14 protein-coding genes and 3 pseudogenes are annotated in these 15,673 nt (G+C 63.9%); 9 read left to right on the top strand and 8 right to left on the bottom strand.

The window, feature by feature from the left end:
* Positions 1-2 precede the first annotated feature (2 nt).
* A complete protein-coding gene (locus JFY56_RS19605; RefSeq protein ID WP_208315731.1) occupies positions 3-1,502 on the bottom strand; it encodes a DUF3375 domain-containing protein in 1,500 nt (499 codons plus the stop codon).
* A 647-nt stretch (positions 1,503-2,149) separates the two neighbouring features.
* On the opposite strand from JFY56_RS19605, the gene JFY56_RS19600 reads away from it, so the two are divergent.
* From JFY56_RS19600 to JFY56_RS19585, 4 genes are all read left to right on the top strand, one after another.
* The gene (locus JFY56_RS19600; RefSeq protein ID WP_208315730.1) at positions 2,150-2,395 is read left to right on the top strand and encodes an AbrB/MazE/SpoVT family DNA-binding domain-containing protein; all 246 of its coding nucleotides are present in this window, start codon (positions 2,150-2,152) and stop codon (positions 2,393-2,395) included.
* 895 nt (positions 2,396-3,290) lie between these two features.
* Positions 3,291-4,229 (top strand): SDH family Clp fold serine proteinase, encoded by a 939-nt coding sequence (locus JFY56_RS19595; RefSeq protein ID WP_208315729.1) that lies wholly within the window; start codon positions 3,291-3,293, stop codon positions 4,227-4,229.
* 24 nt (positions 4,230-4,253) lie between these two features.
* Positions 4,254-4,448 carry a hypothetical protein gene (locus tag JFY56_RS19590; protein WP_208315728.1) on the top strand — a complete coding sequence of 65 codons (195 nt, stop codon included), beginning with the start codon at positions 4,254-4,256 and terminating at the stop codon, positions 4,446-4,448.
* 102 nt (positions 4,449-4,550) lie between these two features.
* Positions 4,551-4,973, top strand: a complete 423-nt coding sequence (locus tag JFY56_RS19585) for a hypothetical protein (protein ID WP_208315727.1) — start codon at positions 4,551-4,553, stop codon at positions 4,971-4,973.
* 25 nt (positions 4,974-4,998) lie between these two features.
* Here the strand turns inward: JFY56_RS19585 and JFY56_RS24455 are convergent.
* Positions 4,999-5,499 (bottom strand): annotated as a pseudogene (locus JFY56_RS24455) (ATP-binding protein); the annotation flags it as partial.
* An 8-nt stretch (positions 5,500-5,507) separates the two neighbouring features.
* On the opposite strand from JFY56_RS24455, the gene JFY56_RS24545 reads away from it, so the two are divergent.
* The 3 genes and pseudogenes from JFY56_RS24545 (at position 5,508) to JFY56_RS19575 (ending at position 6,256) form a co-directional block, all read left to right on the top strand.
* Complete coding sequence (locus JFY56_RS24545) at positions 5,508-5,636, top strand: hypothetical protein (protein ID WP_268968883.1); 129 nt, start codon at positions 5,508-5,510, stop codon at positions 5,634-5,636.
* Positions 5,633-5,948, top strand: a pseudogene (locus JFY56_RS19580) (type II toxin-antitoxin system RelE/ParE family toxin). The gene JFY56_RS24545 and the pseudogene JFY56_RS19580 overlap by 4 nt, the downstream one beginning before the upstream one ends.
* A gap of 2 nt (positions 5,949-5,950) precedes the next feature.
* Positions 5,951-6,256, top strand: a complete 306-nt coding sequence (locus JFY56_RS19575) for a helix-turn-helix domain-containing protein (RefSeq protein ID WP_208315924.1) — start codon at positions 5,951-5,953, stop codon at positions 6,254-6,256.
* A 60-nt stretch (positions 6,257-6,316) separates the two neighbouring features.
* Here JFY56_RS19575 and JFY56_RS19570 read toward each other — a convergent pair whose 3' ends face one another.
* The 6 genes and pseudogenes from JFY56_RS19570 to JFY56_RS19545 all read right to left on the bottom strand — a co-directional run bounded on the left by JFY56_RS19570 (position 6,317) and on the right by JFY56_RS19545 (position 13,039).
* Positions 6,317-7,516, bottom strand: coding sequence for a 3-oxoadipyl-CoA thiolase (locus tag JFY56_RS19570; protein ID WP_208315726.1), 1,200 nt, complete (start codon positions 7,514-7,516; stop codon positions 6,317-6,319).
* 4 nt (positions 7,517-7,520) lie between these two features.
* Complete coding sequence (locus JFY56_RS19565; protein WP_208315725.1) at positions 7,521-9,035, bottom strand: 3-hydroxyacyl-CoA dehydrogenase; 1,515 nt, start codon at positions 9,033-9,035, stop codon at positions 7,521-7,523.
* A gap of 13 nt (positions 9,036-9,048) precedes the next feature.
* Positions 9,049-10,191 carry an acyl-CoA dehydrogenase family protein gene (locus JFY56_RS19560; RefSeq protein WP_208315724.1) on the bottom strand — a complete coding sequence of 381 codons (1,143 nt, stop codon included), beginning with the start codon at positions 10,189-10,191 and terminating at the stop codon, positions 9,049-9,051.
* A gap of 10 nt (positions 10,192-10,201) precedes the next feature.
* Positions 10,202-11,398: an acyl-CoA dehydrogenase family protein gene (locus JFY56_RS19555; RefSeq protein ID WP_208315723.1), complete on the bottom strand. Its 1,197-nt coding sequence runs from the start codon at positions 11,396-11,398 to the stop codon at positions 10,202-10,204.
* Between the two features lie 31 nt (positions 11,399-11,429).
* Positions 11,430-12,266: pseudogene (locus JFY56_RS19550) on the bottom strand (enoyl-CoA hydratase/isomerase family protein); the annotation flags it as partial.
* Positions 12,263-13,039 carry an enoyl-CoA hydratase gene (locus tag JFY56_RS19545; RefSeq protein ID WP_208315721.1) on the bottom strand — a complete coding sequence of 259 codons (777 nt, stop codon included), beginning with the start codon at positions 13,037-13,039 and terminating at the stop codon, positions 12,263-12,265. The pseudogene JFY56_RS19550 and the gene JFY56_RS19545, both read right to left, overlap by 4 nt.
* Positions 13,040-13,280: 241 nt before the next feature.
* Between JFY56_RS19545 and JFY56_RS19540 the strand changes: the two genes are divergently transcribed.
* Both JFY56_RS19540 and JFY56_RS19535 read left to right on the top strand, forming a co-directional pair.
* Complete coding sequence (locus JFY56_RS19540; protein ID WP_208315720.1) at positions 13,281-14,870, top strand: AMP-binding protein; 1,590 nt, start codon at positions 13,281-13,283, stop codon at positions 14,868-14,870.
* A gap of 31 nt (positions 14,871-14,901) precedes the next feature.
* A complete protein-coding gene (locus JFY56_RS19535; protein ID WP_208315719.1) occupies positions 14,902-15,669 on the top strand; it encodes an SDR family NAD(P)-dependent oxidoreductase in 768 nt (255 codons plus the stop codon).
* The last annotated feature ends 4 nt before the right edge of the window (positions 15,670-15,673 follow it).

Below are 15,673 nucleotides of genomic sequence, written 5' to 3'. Positions count from 1 at the left end.
GCTCACAACTCCCAATCGATGTCCTTGAGTGCCTCGTGGTCGAGTCCGACATAAGGCAAGTTGAAGCGCCAGCGTTGCTCATCCTCGTCAAACAGATCCACGATCTGACGCTCCTCTGTCAGCACCTCAATACCTGCCTCGCGCGCCATAGCTAACCAGAGCGCAAAGGTTTCCAGGTCGTGAGCAGGTGGAAGCAAAGACGCAAGCTCCCCGAGACTCACAGGTCGCCCCTGCTCCAGCAGCACCGCCAGAGTGTCATGAATCAACGCTTCACGGTCCAACCCGTCGAAAGCATCCCAGAAGTCATCATCTATATGTTCCAACCCCGCAGGCTTCAAACTCAGATCCAGCTCGCCCGTGTCATCGTCATCCAGAGTCTTGAAACGCAGACGCTCGATTGCCGGGACTCCGGTAATGGCTACGCCAACCGGCGGCAAACGGACAGCGCTACGCCGCACGGCCTGGCGTTGCCAGTCGACGCTGAGCGCTAGGGTGAAGAAATCGTTGAGTAACTGTCCGACTCGATGATGCTCGGCGGCCAGGCCCGTCTTCATGAAGCCACGTACATCACGCTCGCTTCGGGCACGTGCCTGAAGTACAGCCTGCGACTCCCGAACCAGGCGTAATGCCAACCAACGCAGCTCACGTTGCTGGGGACGATTCAACGCCTTTGGAACCGCAGGATGACGAAGGATGGTGCGCAAGCGCTCACGCATGACCTCCAGCTCAGCGGACTGCCTCAGTTGCTGCTGGAAGCTTTCAAACACACGCCCCTCCGGTGTGTTGAGTAGAGCATCTTGACCGTCCAGCAATCGATCAACGACTTCTCCACGGTGAGACTGCTCGCTGATGATGGAGTGTCGAAGGGCGCGATCCGCCTCGCGCCAAGAGTCTTCAACTCGTCGAAAGTCTGCGCGCAGGCTGGTGGCCAGATTATATACCTCGCGTATGCCCTCTATCGCCTGAGCTTCGTCCAGCACGACGACGTGGCCAGCCTCTACCTGCTCAAGCTCATGTTCCAAATCCCGGATTCGGCGGCGCAGGCTGGCAATACGACCAGTTGGGCTGGGGTTCAGCCCCGTTTCCAGGTTTTCGATCTCGCGCTGGACCACCGAAAGGCGAGATGCCGTGGAGGTCATGATCCGACTATCCAGCGAGTCGACGAACTGGATGGCGGACTCCAACGCGTCGGTTGCGTAGATGCGGCCCTCTCGCTCTACGACCAGACGCCGCTTGATCCATTCACGAAGTTCACGCCCGGCCTGGAGATGCGTTGTATCCGGGTCGATCTCGTAAAGCTCCTGGCTGGCATAAGCAGCCAGCATTTCGGACAGCGCTTGCAGCGCATCCTCCATGGGGATCCCATCGTGCGCCCGCTCGAACAGCGCTTGCAGGCAACCCAGTACAAGGGGAGCACGACGTGAGGCGAGCAAAAGCCACGCGGGGTGCTGGCTGCGGGTGGATACATAGCGTTCTGAACGCTGTTGCGCGCTTTCTTCCATGACGGCCACTTTTCCAAAGGTAGTCCGAGCACGAGATTACCGAAGTAAGTCGTGGCCCCATGATACGTATTTGTTTTGGCGGATGGGCCCATTTGATAGCCAGCAGAGCTCGCGTCTTGCCCGAATAGAGCTGGTGCGAAAAGCCAGGCCAGTCGAGGTTTGGCGGCTTATTCCAGGTTCGCGCACTGGATATTGGCGATTTGGCGGAGGGATCTACCGTCACGAGGGTGTATTTGGCTAATTCGGCGAAGGCGTCCCAGTGAGCGCATGTGGCGGCTCAGTGGTTTTTGCAGGACTGCCACTGACATTCTGCGGTAATCCAGTGCAGCCATGGTGGCTACAGAGCGAAGTCTCGATGACCTATCGATGACCTGCCGGTGGATTAGCTGAATGTGGCATGGGGATATTAATTTCCCCCGGTGGTATTGCGGGATTTTCTGCCCATTAAGGGCGATGGTAGCTGGCAGGCCCGGAGCGAGTTCAAATGTCAGAAGCTGCGGCTGGAGGTGAGGGGTGTCATCGTTACAACGCTCTAAGCCCGAGAGCTTTTTGCTATTCTGTCGACCTGCGCCGCGGGACTTCGTTGGCATCGGCTCGCCGTTGCCTCCCTCTGCGGACACTTCATTCAGCCGCTGCCTGGGGTCACGATGCGGAATCATGTAGTGATTGAGGACTGGGACGGCGACGGTGCTATTCGCCTACCCGACGACGTTCTGCAGGAGATGGGCGTCGACATTGGGGACACGCTCTATCTGCTTGAAGAGTACGTAGGCACTACCCGTTGCCTGGTGCTCAGCAAATCTCCGCGCATCCCCGATCGCGTAGATGAGCTGGTTGGCCACTGGGAGTCGTTTGACAAGGTCTCCGCCGAGGTGAACGCCAAGGACGACTGAGCTGACTGCCCAGCCTCCTGCCCACGAATCTCGGCGCTTGCCGCTCTGCCATGGTCTCCTGCGAGGGCAGAGCCTGGCACCAGAAAAGCTTCACTAACTTTTTCGGTCCGCGCATTCCTAGGTTGTACGTTTGTAACGACACAGCCCAGAGAAGCAAAACGGAGTTGGCTGAACTCAGGCGCAGCGCCGCTTGCAGTCGTCATTCCAAGCTCCTATGGAACCGGAGCAGCGCAAGGTCTTATCGATCTGTTAATTTCCACGGCCCACCAGTGAGCGTACTGGGTGAGGGTGATCATCTGTAGGTCGATAGTCGAAATTCAGGTTCAGTCAGACGGCGGCAGGGCGAGCCTGGGTTTGGCTAGTAGTCAAAAACCGGCATCCCAGATTTCGTTTTTTGTGCCACGAATAACCACCCTCAGGTGTCGCTATAGGCCTTAAACTGCAGGGAGCGGCACAAGACGAAACCCTTGCAGGATGGCACTTAGCGGCATTTTTGATCTCTGCATGGCAACTGAGATTCCTGTACCGCATTGCCCTCCGAAGGGGGGTCGTGGGTTCGAATCCCGCCGGATGCGCCAGTAAAATCAAGCACTTAGCTGAATTACTCGTGACAGGCGAAATCGCCGTGACAGCAGGGTGACAGCAAGAGCAAAGAGAAAGCCCCGCACTGAATCACTCAGGCGGGGCTTTTTTGTTTCCAGTGCATGAACGGACTGCCCCTTCTCGGGCGGTTAAGTTGGCGGGGATGCGGCAGTGGATGAACGCTGACTGGGTGAGTATCTACCGAACCAGGCCAGAGCCACGACGACTTGCCCATGGATGAGAGCTGGGCTTAGCTCTGGTGGAGAGAGCACGGCGATTTACCATCCACCCACAATTCCAATAAGGAGCAGAAGTGCCGAGTCTCGACAATCACATCCTTATGGCGCTTACCCACTACCGCCAACAGATTTCTTCTCATTTCCAATGCCCTGTGCTGGCTTATAGCGGCCCCATCCACCCAGCGGTGCTCAGCTCCTACGTGGCCGCGATCGAATCAGTGGCGGATCAGCGGTCAGCTGTAAAAGCCAACCGCGCCGTCTTGCTTTCACAGCAAGCAGCTAACCCATCCCTTCAGATTGAGATACCGCCTGAGCAGATGGATGGCAGGATCTGTATTGTCCTTGCCACCCCTGGCGGGGTAGTCGAAGCGGTCGAGAAGATGGTCGAAGTTACTCGCCATCATTTCAGCGAAGTGTTCTTCGTCGTTCCAACAGCAGCCATGTCCGCTGGGACTATTTTTTGCATGTCCGGCGATAAGATATTCATGGACTACACCTCGTCGCTCGGCCCTATCGATCCTCAGGTCCCCCTTTCCGATGGCCAACTGGTGCCAGCCTTGGGATACATCGACAAGGTGAATGAACTAATTGAGAAGTCAGCGCAGGGGAAGCTGACAGACGCTGAGTTCATGATGCTTCAGCGATTAGACCTGGCCACGTTGCGCCGCTATGAACAGGCGAGGGACCTGTCGGTAAGCCTGCTAAAACAATGGCTTGTGAAGTACAAGTTTAAGGACTGGACTGCTCACCGCACCAACAACCCAGGGCAACCAGTCACCCTCCAGGAGAAAGAAGCCCGAGCTGAACAAATTGCCAAGGACCTCAGTGACAACAATCGGTGGCATTCTCACGGTCGAATGATAGGCATCAATACGCTTACCACTGGTCTTAAGCTAGAAATCGAGGACTATTCGCAGGACGACCAGCTAAGGCAAAATCTGCGGATTTATTCTGAACTGCTTGCCGAGCACACTGAACGACAGCAAGCAGTATTCATGCTTCACTACACCTAGGCTTTAGCGCCAAGGAGAAACACGATGTCGCTTGAAAAGCGAACGGCTGATGCTCTAGCTAGAGAGGCTGCTGCGCGCTCCGGTGAGCGAGCACAACGCCTCGATGAGATAAACGAGAGATTTGAACGACTGGTTAAGTCCGGCGTTGTCCAACCGGAGCGCTACAACATAGCCCCGATCAACCCTTCCTCGCTGACCAGTCAATTCAATTTCAAGTAACGATTTTGTTGCTAGCCCCGCATCCTCGGGGCTTCTCATTTCTGGCTCCCCTTCCCTTACTCCATCAGATAGCATTCAGCCATCAACGCATGGAGCATCCACATGGCACGACGCCAACCCCGCACGTTCAAGGAACTCGCCATCGGTATGGTCGGCGCGATCCTCTCCTCGGTCATCCTGTACACCGGCGCCACGCATGCGCTTAAGCGCATGGAGCAGCAGACCCTGGCCAACCTTGCAAATATCCAGCAGAGCGCTCAGAGCAAGCCTCAGAATCCAACGCCTGCCACGCCACAGCCAGCCCAAAGGCAAACGGATGCATACGACTCCCATGTGATGAAGGCAGCCGCTGAGTCTCAGCGCCGGCACGATGCGGCCTGGGAGCGCTACTACCAATCACCCCGCGGCTGCGATAACTGGAAAACGGACCAGCAGATGGTCGAGTGCGTGAACCACAGGATGCGTGCCAAGGATGAGTTCGAGCGGAAATGGGCGGCCGGCGAGATCGATACGCAACAAGGCTAAGGGCTGCGCGGGGCGATTGAAGCGAACGCTCCCAGCCATCGGCGACAGGTTGCAACGAGCGCTGCTGCTTTCTAGCGGTTTCCAGTTCTCGGTGAATGTCAGTTAGATCATCGAAGCTGCTGGCGACCTCGGCAGCCCGCTCGAAGGCGGAGCGGTCATCCAGCACCAACTCTCGAAAGATCTCATCAATACTGTTGAGCTGCTTCAGGCCGGCAGCGCGGTTGAGCAAAGTGAAAGCGTTTTCACCGACCTCGAAGTAATCCCTCAGCCTGGCCAAGAAAGCTTTCTTGCTGGGATAAGGCCAGATACCCGTCCCATCCTTCTCCATCTGACGCAGAGCCCGCATGCCGCCTGCGTGATGCTGGCTTAGCCAATGCTCCAGAGTCTGCTCGGGGGACTCGCTTAAAAGCCAAAGTTTTTTCAGATCGGACGCCGAGGAGCTTGCTCCCTCGAACCAGAGTACAGCGCCCAGTCGAACCTGCGTACCGTCACGCTCGAGCGTGGCAGCGCTGCTCAACCGAAACATCCGATGCCATGAAGCTGCATCTGGAGACGCTGGTCGAGAACGACGACTTCATCGCCGAGGCGCTAGCAGTACTTGTCCGCTACTGGGTCTTCACCTACCATTCAACTACGCCAATGACGCACGACGAGTCAGGATGATTTTCATTGAAACGCCGGTCTTCACTCGCCAGATCAACGAGCTGGTCGATGATGAGACGTACCGGGAACTCCAGCAGCAACTCATTGCCAATCCTGAGGCTGGAGACCTGATCCAAGGCACTGGCGGCCTGCGCAAGATCAGGATCGCGGCAAAAGGACACGGGAAACGAGGCGGCGCCCGGGTCATCTACTACCACTTCGTATCCACCTCACAAATTGCATTCCTGCTGGCCTATCCGAAGGGCGAGCAGGAAGACCTGACCAGCGACCAGAAAAAAAGCGCTGCGCCAGGTTGTCGAGAAATGGAGGTAACCATGGACAAGCATCTCTTCGACGAACTGCTGGAAAGCGTCACGCAGATGGACGAGATCGTCCGCGGCGAGCGTCAGCCCTCGCGCGAGTTCCACGTCGATGCGGTGAAGGTACGTGAGATTCGCCGCGCCACCGGACTCTCCCAGGCGAAATTCGCCCAGAAGATCGATGTCGCCGTCGGCACGTTGCGCAATTGGGAGCAAGGTCGCCGCGACCCGGAAGGACCTGCTCGCGCCCTGCTCCGCGCCATCCATAACGACCCCGTACACGTCCTGGCTGCGCTGAATGGCGGACCAGCAGAAAGCTGACCAGCAGATGGTCGAGCGCGTGAACCACTGAACGCGCGCCAAGGATGAGCTCGATCCGCCTCACTCGACCCGCTCGATCACGCAGGCGATGCCCTGCCCCAACCCGATGCACAGGCTGACCAGCGCATAGCGGCCGCCGCTGTGTTCCAGTTGGCGAACTGCAGTCAGCACCAGCCTTGCACCGGAAGCCCCAAGTGGATGGCCGACGGCAATCGCGCCGCCGTTGGGATTCAGCCGCGAGTCGTCGAACGCCAGCCCGAGCTGCCGGGCGCAGCCGAGGACCTGGGCGGCGAAGGCTTCGTTGATTTCGATAAGGTCCATGTCCGCCAGGCCCAGCCCTGCGCGTTGCAGCACCTTGGTGCAGGCCGGCACCGGACCGAGCCCCATCAGCCGGGGTTCGACGCCGGCCACGGCGCTGGCGAGGATGCGTGCCCTTGGCTTCACACCGTATCTCTCGCCGATTTCCGCCGAGCCGATCAGCAGTGCGGCGGCGCCGTCGTTGACGCCGGAGGCGTTGCCGGCAGTGACTACGCCGCCGTCGAACAGCGGCTTGAGCCGCGCCAGCGATTCTTGCGTCGTCTCCGGACGCGGATGCTCGTCTTCCGCAACACGTAAAAGTTGCCGACGCCCCTGCGGCACCTCGATAGGCAGGATTTCCCCGGCGAAGAAGCCATCCCGTCGCGCCGCCTCGTACAGCGTCTGGCTGCGCAGTGCATAGGCGTCGGCCTGTTCGCGGCTGATGCCGAGTTCGCGGGCGACGTTGTCGGCGGTCTGCGGCATGGAGTCGGCGCCGTACTGCGCCTCCACTCGCGGATTGGGGAAGCGCGCGCCGATGGTGCTGTCGAAGGCGCGGAAGTCCCGCGACCAGGCGCTCTCCGCCTTGGCGATGACGAACGGCGCGCGGCTCATGCTTTCCGCACCGCCGGCGATCAGCAGTTCGCCCTCGCCGGCACGCACCGCGCGGGCAGCGTCCAGCATGGCGGCGAGGCCGGAGCCGCACAGGCGGTTGACGGTGATCCCTGCCACCGATGCCGGCAGGCCAGAGAGCAGTGCGACGTGGCGCGCCAGATTGCGTGCGTCCTCGCCGGCCTGGTTGCTGCAGCCGGCGATCAGGTCCTCGTAGTCCGCCGGGGCGAACGGGTTGCGCGCCACCAGTGCGCGCACCACCTCGGCCAGCAGGTCATCCGAGCGCACGCTGGCCAGCGCGCCGCCGTGGCGGCCGAACGGGGAGCGCAGGCCGTCGTAGATATAGGCAGTCATGCATTCATTCCTCGGGCATGGTCAGCGGCAGGCCGAGCTGGTTGCGCCGGCGCAGCCAGGGGCTGATGCGGTAGCGCGGTTCCTGGTAGAGCGCGTGCAGGTTGCGCAGGATCTGTTCGATACGCGCCGCGCCGTAGCGGTCGCCGAAGCCCAGCGGACCGTGTGGATAACCGAGGGCGAGCTGTACCGCGCGGTCCAGCGTGGCCGGATCGGCGATGCGCCGCTGGGCGATTTCGCAGCCCAGGTTGACGATGCCGGCCAGTACGCGCTGGGCGATGAAGCCGGGCGAATCGTGGATCACTTCCACCGGCACGCCGTCCGCGCCCAGCGCCTGTCGCGCCTGCGCCAGCAGTTGCGGGCCCAGCGCCGGCTGGCGCATCAGCACGCGGCGTTTGTCGAAACCGGCGAAGGTTTCCAGCGCCAGCGTATGCTCGGCCGGCAGCCCCTTGCGGGCGATGACGCTGCTGCAGTCCTCGCCCAGCGGGGTGACCAGGCAGATGGCCTGCGCACTCGGCTGCGCGCCGCTTTCCAGCACGACACTGGCAGCGTTCAGCACGCGGGCAACCTGTTCGCGAATCGCCGGGTCGTCATTGTCCAGCCAGAACGGCCGGTCGATGCTCACCCGCTCCGGCGCGGGCTCGTCCTCAATCACCGGCTTGCCGTCCTCGTAGCGATAGAAGCCGCGCCCGCTCTTGCGGCCGAGCAATCCTGCGGCCAGACGCGGCGGCAGCAGCGCCGACGGGGTATAGCGCGGGTCCTGGTAGAACTGCTCGTGGATCGACTCCATCACCGTGTGGCCGACGTCCAGCCCCACCAGGTCGAACAGCTCGAACGGCCCCATGCGAAAGCCCAGGCTGTCGCGCAGGATGCGGTCGATCTGCCGGGGCGTGGCGATGCCCTCGGCGAGGATGCGCAGCGCTTCCGGGCCGTAGGCGCGACCGGCATGGTTGACCAGGAAGCCGGGGGAATCCGGGGTGATCGCCGCGAAGTGCCCGGCCTGTTCCGCCAGCGCCACCAACCGTTCGATCACCTGCGGATCGGTCAGCTCGCCGCTCACCACCTCGACGATTTTCATCAGCGGCACCGGGTTGAAGAAGTGGAACCCGGCCACGCGCTGCGGATGCCGGCAGGCGCTGGCGATCTGGCTGACCGACAGCGACGAGGTGTTGCTCGCCAACACCGCGTCGTCGGCCACCAGCTCTTCCAACTGGCGGAACAGCCCCTGCTTGGCCGCGAGATTCTCAACGATGGCCTCGATCAGCAGATCGCAGCCGGCCAGCTCTTCCAGCGCCACCGCCGGACGCATGCGCGCCAGCGTCGCCTGCAATGCGTCTGCACTCAGCTTGCCCTTGGCGGCGGCGCGCTCCAGCTGATCGCGGTTGAACGCCAGCGCCTGCTCGATGGCCTCGGCGCGGCTGTCGTGCAGCAGCACTTCGCAGCCGGCGCTGGCGAACAGTTGGGCGATGCCCCGGCCCATGGCGCCGCTGCCGACGACGCCGATGCGCGTGAATCCACTCATGTGCGTTTCCTCCTCAGGCGCTCTGCAGCAGGTCGGCATAGGCGCGCAGGTGATGGTCGTCGTCGCCCAACTGGTGGCTGAGCATCACCAGCCGCTTGGCGTAGTGCGCGAGGTTGTATTCCCAGGTCATGCCGATGCCGCCGTGCAACTGGATCGACTGCTCGGCGATGAAGCGTGCGGCGCGGGTGACGATGAACTTGGCCGCGCTCAGGCGCCGGCTGCGTTCGTCGCTGTCCGGCTGGTCGGCGACGCAGGCGGCGAGGATCGCCATCGAACTGGCCAGCTCCAGCTCACCGCGCATGTCCGCCATGCGGTGCTGCAGGACCTGGAACTTGCCGATGGGCGCGCCGAACTGCTGGCGTGTCTTCAGGTAATCGAGGGTGATACGGAAAGCTTCCTGCATCGCGCCGATGGCTTCGGCGCACTGCGCGGCAATGGCGCGGCCCTGCTGGTAGCGCAACGCCGCGAGCGCTTCGCCGGGTGCGCCGAGCAATGCGTCATGCGGGACGACCACATCGTCGAGGAACAGGTCGCAGCCGCGCGGACCGTCGATGCAGGGATATTCGCGACGACGCACGCCATTGCTCGATGGATCGACCAGGAACAGGCTGATGCCCTGCTCGTCCAGCCCCTCGCCAGCGGTGCGTGCCGAAACCAGCAGCAGGCCGGCGCTGTGCCCGCCGATGACTGAGCATTTCCGCCCACTTATAAGCCAGCCTCCCTCCACCGCTTCGGCGCGAGTCTGTACGTCGTGCAGCTGGTAATGGCTCTGGCTTTCCTCCAGCGCCACAGCCAGTTGCAGTTCGCCGCTGGCCACCTGCGGCAGCAGCCGTTCGCGCTGGCGGTCGTCGCCGAGCTGCTGCAGCAGGCCGGCGCCGTGGATCTGCGATTGCAGGTAGGGCTCCAGGCACAATCCGCGCCCCAGTTCGGTCATCACCAGCATGCAGTCCACGCCGCTGCCACCGAAGCCGCCGTACACCTCGGCGATGGGCACGCCGCTCAGGCCCAGCTCGCCGAGGGTCGCCCAGAATTCGCGGCTGAAGCCGGCGTCGCTGCGGTAATGCCGCTCGCGCTGTTCGAAGTCGTAGTGGTCGCGGACCAGACGGGCCACGGTGTCCTGCAGCATCTGTTGTTCTTCGTTCAGGTTGAAGTCCATGGCTTGGCCCTCACAGCTCGAGAATCATCTTGGCGATGATGTTCTTCTGGATTTCGTTGGAGCCGCCGTAGATGGACAGCTTGCGCAGGTTGAAGTACTGGGCGGCGGGCGCGGCGCTGTAGCCGGCGTGCAGCGGGGCGCCGGCGAAGTCGAAGTCCAGCTCCTCTTCGAGGAACGGCAGGGCGTGCACGCCGAGCACCTTGCGCTGCAGATGGCTGATCGCCTGGCGGATCTCCGAGCCCTTGATCTTCAGGATCGAGCTTTCCGCCCCCGGCACACCGCCGGCCTGGGCGGCGGCGAGGATGCGCAGGGTGCTCATCTCCACGGCCAGCAGCTGCATTTCCACCTCCGCCAGTTGCAGGCGGAACAGCGGGTCGTCCAGCAGCGCTCGGCCATTGCGCAGCTCGCGGGCGGCGACCTGCTTGAGATGCGTCAGCGCCGCCTTCGACAGGCCGATGCCCGCCTGCCCGGTGCGTTCATGAGTGAGCAGGTACTTGGCGCAGGTCCAGCCCTTGTTCTCCTCGCCGACCAGATTCGCGACGGGGACGCGCACGTTGTCGAAGAACACCTCGTTGACTTCGTGATCGCCGTCGAGGGTGATGATCGGCCGCACGCTGATGCCCGGCGTGCTCATGTCGATCAGCAGGAAGGAAATGCCGCGCTGCTGCTGCGCCTCGGGGTCGGTGCGCACCAGGCAGAAGATCATGTTGGCGTGCTGGCCGAGGGTGGTCCAGGTCTTCTGGCCGTTGACGATGTAGTGGTCGCCATCGCGCACCGCGCGAGTCTTCAGCGAGGCCAGGTCGGAGCCGGCGCCGGGCTCGGAATAGCCCTGGCACCACCAGTCCTCGCCGGAGAGGATGCGCGGCAGGTAACGGGCCTTCTGCGCCGCGCTGCCGAACTTGATGATCACCGGCGCGACCATGTTGACGCCGAAGGAGATCAGCCGCGGCGCGCCGTGGGCCGCGCACTCCTCCTCGAAGATATGCCGCTGCACCACGCTCCAGCCGGTGCCGCCGTGTTCCACCGGCCAGTTCGCCGCGTACCAGCCGCGGCCGGCGAGGATGCGCTGCCAGCGCTGGTGGTCGTCCTTCGACAGGTGCTTGCCGAGGCGCACCTTGGCGGCGATGTCCGCCGGCACGGCGTCGGCCAGGAAGGCGCGGACCTCGTCGCGGAAGGCCAGTTCGTCCGGGGTGTAGTCGATATCCATGTAGAAACCCTCAATCGGTAGTGCGGTTGGCACGGGCCGCCTCGCGTTCGGCGAAGAACCGGCGCACCAGTTCCTCGCGCTGCGGGGATTGCATGCATTCGAGGAACAGCGCGCGCTCGCGGCGCAGGCCGTCGGCCAGCGGCAGGCAGGCGGCCGCTTCGACGGCAGCGATGCAGCGCAGCGGTGCGAAGGCGTCCGGCTGCTCGCGACGGATGCGTTCGCGCCAGGTGTCGAACAGCCCGGCATCGGCCGGTGGCGGCGCGAGCTGCCCGGTGCGACGCGAACCGGCACCGCCGGCCAGCAGGCGTGCGGCGAAGGCCAGCCCGGCGTCCAGCGGATCGCCGTCGAACAGGCCATCGACGATCCCGCAGCGCTGCGCCTCGGCGGCATCGATAGGCACGCCGGAGACGATCATCTCCAGCGCCTTTTCCACACCGGTCAGGCGCGGCAGGCGTTGCGTGCCACCGGCGCCGGGCAGCAGCCCGAGCCTTACCTCCGGCAGGCCGACGCGGGCGTCACGGTGGGCAATGCGGTAGTGGCAGGCCAGCGCCACTTCCAGTCCGCCGCCGAGCGCGGTGCCATGCAGCACGGCCAGCGACGGCTTGGCGGAATCCTCGATGGCCAGGGTCAGCTCCGGCAGGATCGGCGCCTGGGGCGGCTGGCCGAACTCGCGGATATCGGCGCCAGCGATGAAGGTCTTGCCGGCGCAATACAGCATGACCAGTTCCACCGACGGATCGGCCTCGGCCTGGGCGAAGGCCTCCAGCAGACCGGAGCGCACGGCGTGGCCGAGGGCGTTGACCGGCGGGTTGTCGACGAGGATCAGGGCGACGCGGCCCTCGCGAGACAGCTGCATGGGTGAAGTCATCGATGGGTCCACTCGGGTTTGCGCTTCTGGATGAAGGCCTGCATGCCTTCCTTCTGGTCCGCGCTGGCGAAGCTGGCATGCAGCAGCCGACGCTCGAAGCGCACGCCCTCGGCGAGGCTGGTCTCGAAGGCGCGATTGACCGCCTCCTTGTTCAGCTTCACGGCGACAGCCGAATAACCGGCGATCTGCGCCGCCACGGCCATGGTTTCGTCGAGCAGCCGTTCCAGCGGCACCACGCGGCTGACCAGCCCGCAGCGCTCGGCTTCGTCGACCTCCATCAGGCGGCCGGTCAGGCACAGGTCCATGGCCTTGGCCTTGCCCACCGCGCGGGTCAGGCGCTGGGTTCCACCGGCACCGGGCAGCGTGCCGACCTTCACTTCCGGCTGGCCGAAGCGGGCGTTGTCGGCGGCGACGATCAGGTCGCACATCATCGCCAGCTCGCAGCCGCCGCCCAGCGCCAGCCCGGCGACCGCCGCGATCACCGGCTTGCGACAGCGCGTCACCTCCTCCCAGCTGGCGGTCACGAAATCCTCCAGATAGACATCGGCGAAGCCCTTGAACTGCAGCTCGGAAATGTCCGCACCGGCGGCGAAGGCCTTGTCGTTGCCGGTGATCACCAGCGCACGAATCTGCGCGTCGCGCTCCAGGTCGCGCAGGGCGCTGCCCAGCTCGTCCATCAGTTCGGCGTTGAGGGCGTTGTACACCTCCGGCCGGTCGAGGCGGATCAGGCCGACCGGCCCGTGCCGTTCGACGACGATGCTGTTGTAGGTCATGACCTTTCCTCTTCTTGTAGTTGGGCGCGCCCCTGGGGCTTGCTTTGAAGATATCCCCACGACAGGATAAAGACAACATGTTGACATATTAAAAATCGAAGGCGTATCTTCAACCCCATCGTGAAAGCAGCCGCACCCGTCACAAGAACAACAGATCACGAAGGGCAGACTCATGAAGATCAGCACCAACCTGCAGCCGCAGCGACGTTCAACCATGCTTGCCTCTGGCGCATGGAATGACATGATCATTACAGATTATCTGGATCGCGCCGTGGCTGCGGGCGCCGAGCGCACGGCGCTGGTCGCCTATCGCGCCGGGTCCGACGAACGCATCGAACTGAGCTATGCGGAACTCGACCGCCGCGCCACGCGAATGGCCTGCGGCCTGGCCGCGCTGGGGGTGGAACCGGGCGACGTGGTGTCCTGCCAGTTGCCCAACTGGTGGCAGATGGTGGCGCTGCACCTGGCCTGCGTACGCATCGGCGCGGTGCTCAACCCGCTGATGCCGATCTTCCGCGAGCGCGAACTGCGCTTCATGCTCGCCCACGCCCAGAGCCGGGTGATGGTGATCCCGCACAGCTACCGCGGCTTCGACTACAGCGCCATGCTCGACGGCCTGCGCGGCGACCTGCCGGACCTGCGCCACGTGCTGGTGATCGGCGGCGAGGACACCTTCGAGCAACTGCTGGTGCGCCGCGCCTGGGAAGAGGAAACCGACGTCGCAGCGCTGTTCGCCGCACGCCGTCCGCACGCCGACGACGTGGTGCAGCTGCTCTACACCTCCGGCACCACCGGCGAGCCGAAGGGGGTGCTGCACACCTCCAACACCCTGTTCGCCAACGTGCGCCCCTACGCCGAGCGCCTGCACCTGGGCCGCGACGACGTGGTCTTCATGGCCTCGCCGATGGCGCACCAGACCGGCTTCCTCTACGGCCTGATGATGCCGATCTACCTGCAATGCCGCGCCGTGCTGCAGGACGTCTGGGACCCGCAGTTCGCCGCGCGCATCGCCGCCGCCGAACGGCCGACCTTCACCATGGCCTCGACGCCATTCCTCGCCGACCTGATCGAGATCGCCCCGCAGCATCCCGAGGCGCTGGCCTCGCTGCGCACCTTCCTCGCCGCCGGCGCGCCGATCCCCAGCGCCCTGGTGGAAAAGGCCGGCTCGGTGGTGGACACGCAGATCGTTTCCGCCTGGGGCATGACCGAGAACGGCGCGGTGACCACCACCCTTCCGGAAGACCCGGCCGAGCGCGCCATCCACAGCGACGGCAAGGCCCTGCCTTATATGGAAGTGCGCGTGCTCGACGACCACGGCCGGCCCCTTCCCGCCGGCGGCGAGGGCCATCTGCAGGTGCGTGGCGCCAGCCTGTTCGTCGGCTATCTGAAGCGCCCGGAACTCTATGGCGTCGATGCCGACGGCTGGTTCGAAACCGGCGACCTCGCGCGCATGGATGCCGCTGGCTACATCCGCATCACCGGACGCACCAAGGACGTGGTGATCCGCGGCGGCGAGAACATCCCGGTGGTCGAGGTGGAAAACCTCATCTACAAGCACCCCGCCGTTTCCGCCGTGGCGCTGGTCGGCTGCCCGGACGAGCGTCTGGGCGAGCGCGTCTGCGCCTATCTCACCCTGCACGACGGCCATCCGGCGCCGACGCTCGACGAACTGAACGCCTTCCTGCTCGACCAGCGGCTGAGCAAGACCTACCTGCCGGAATACCTGGAAGTGCTCGACGCCCTGCCGCGCACGCCGTCCGGAAAGATCCAGAAATTCAAGCTGCGCGAGCGCGCCCGGGACATCCGCCTCGGCCTGGCGAAACGCGCCTGACCGCCCCTACCCGATGAAAGAGGACAGCCCCATGAAAGGTCTCAGTGGAAAAACCGTGATCGTCACCGGCGGTGGCGGTGGCATCGGCCGCGCCGTGTGCCAGCGCTTCGCCGCCGAAGGCAGCCTGGTCGCCGTGCTGGACCGCGACGGCGCCGCCGCGCAGGTCACCGTCGACCTGATCCGCGAGGCCGGCGGCAAGGCCGTCGCCTATGCCGCTGACATCACCGACTACGCCGCCATCGTCGATACCGTCTCAGCCATCGAGAAGGACCTCGGCGTGCCGGGCGTGCTGGTCAACAACGCCGGCTTCGACCGCTTCATGCCGTTCCTCAAGACCGAGCCGCAGCAGTGGGAACAGCTGATCGCCATCAACCTCACCGGCGCGCTGAACATGCACCACGTGGTGCTGCCGAAGATGGTCGCGGCCGGCGGCGGCAAGGTCATCAACATCGCCTCCGACGCCGCCCGCGTCGGCTCCTCCGGCGAGGCGGTGTACGCCGCCTGCAAGGCCGGCCTGCTGGGCCTGTCGAAGACCCTGGCGCGGGAGCTGGCGACGAAGAACATCACCCTCAACGTGGTCTGCCCCGGCCCCACCGACACCGCCCTGCTGAAGAGCGTGGCGTCCACCTCGAACAACCCGGAGAAGCTGCTGGAAGCCTTCGCCAACGCCGTGCCGATGCGCCGCCTCGGCCAGCCGGAGGACTACCCGGGAATCATCGCCCTGCTCGCCAGCGACGACGCCAACTTCATCACCGGACAGGTCATCAGCGTGTCCGGCGGCCTGACCATGGCCGGCTAAGCCC

It is taken from the genome of Pseudomonas schmalbachii (genome assembly GCF_017589465.1).
GTDB lineage: Bacteria > Pseudomonadota > Gammaproteobacteria > Pseudomonadales > Pseudomonadaceae > Pseudomonas > Pseudomonas schmalbachii.
This window is presented reverse-complemented; position numbering and strand designations above follow the sequence as displayed.

Coding starts and splice junctions, on each gene's coding strand:
- JFY56_RS19600 (WP_208315730.1), top strand. CDS start 2,150: ATGCGGAATCATGTAGTGATTGAGGACTGGGACGGCGACGGTGCTATT.
- JFY56_RS19605 (WP_208315731.1), bottom strand. CDS start 1,502: ATGGAAGAAAGCGCGCAACAGCGTTCAGAACGCTATGTATCCACCCGC.
- JFY56_RS19545 (WP_208315721.1), bottom strand. CDS start 13,039: ATGACCTACAACAGCATCGTCGTCGAACGGCACGGGCCGGTCGGCCTG.
- JFY56_RS19560 (WP_208315724.1), bottom strand. CDS start 10,191: ATGGACTTCAACCTGAACGAAGAACAACAGATGCTGCAGGACACCGTG.
- JFY56_RS19535 (WP_208315719.1), top strand. CDS start 14,902: ATGAAAGGTCTCAGTGGAAAAACCGTGATCGTCACCGGCGGTGGCGGT.
- JFY56_RS19585 (WP_208315727.1), top strand. CDS start 4,551: ATGGCACGACGCCAACCCCGCACGTTCAAGGAACTCGCCATCGGTATG.
- JFY56_RS24545 (WP_268968883.1), top strand. CDS start 5,508: ATGAAGCTGCATCTGGAGACGCTGGTCGAGAACGACGACTTCATCGCC.
- JFY56_RS19590 (WP_208315728.1), top strand. CDS start 4,254: ATGTCGCTTGAAAAGCGAACGGCTGATGCTCTAGCTAGAGAGGCTGCT.
- JFY56_RS19540 (WP_208315720.1), top strand. CDS start 13,281: ATGATCATTACAGATTATCTGGATCGCGCCGTGGCTGCGGGCGCCGAG.
- JFY56_RS19575 (WP_208315924.1), top strand. CDS start 5,951: ATGGACAAGCATCTCTTCGACGAACTGCTGGAAAGCGTCACGCAGATG.
- JFY56_RS19565 (WP_208315725.1), bottom strand. CDS start 9,035: ATGAGTGGATTCACGCGCATCGGCGTCGTCGGCAGCGGCGCCATGGGC.
- JFY56_RS19555 (WP_208315723.1), bottom strand. CDS start 11,398: ATGGATATCGACTACACCCCGGACGAACTGGCCTTCCGCGACGAGGTC.
- JFY56_RS19570 (WP_208315726.1), bottom strand. CDS start 7,516: ATGACTGCCTATATCTACGACGGCCTGCGCTCCCCGTTCGGCCGCCAC.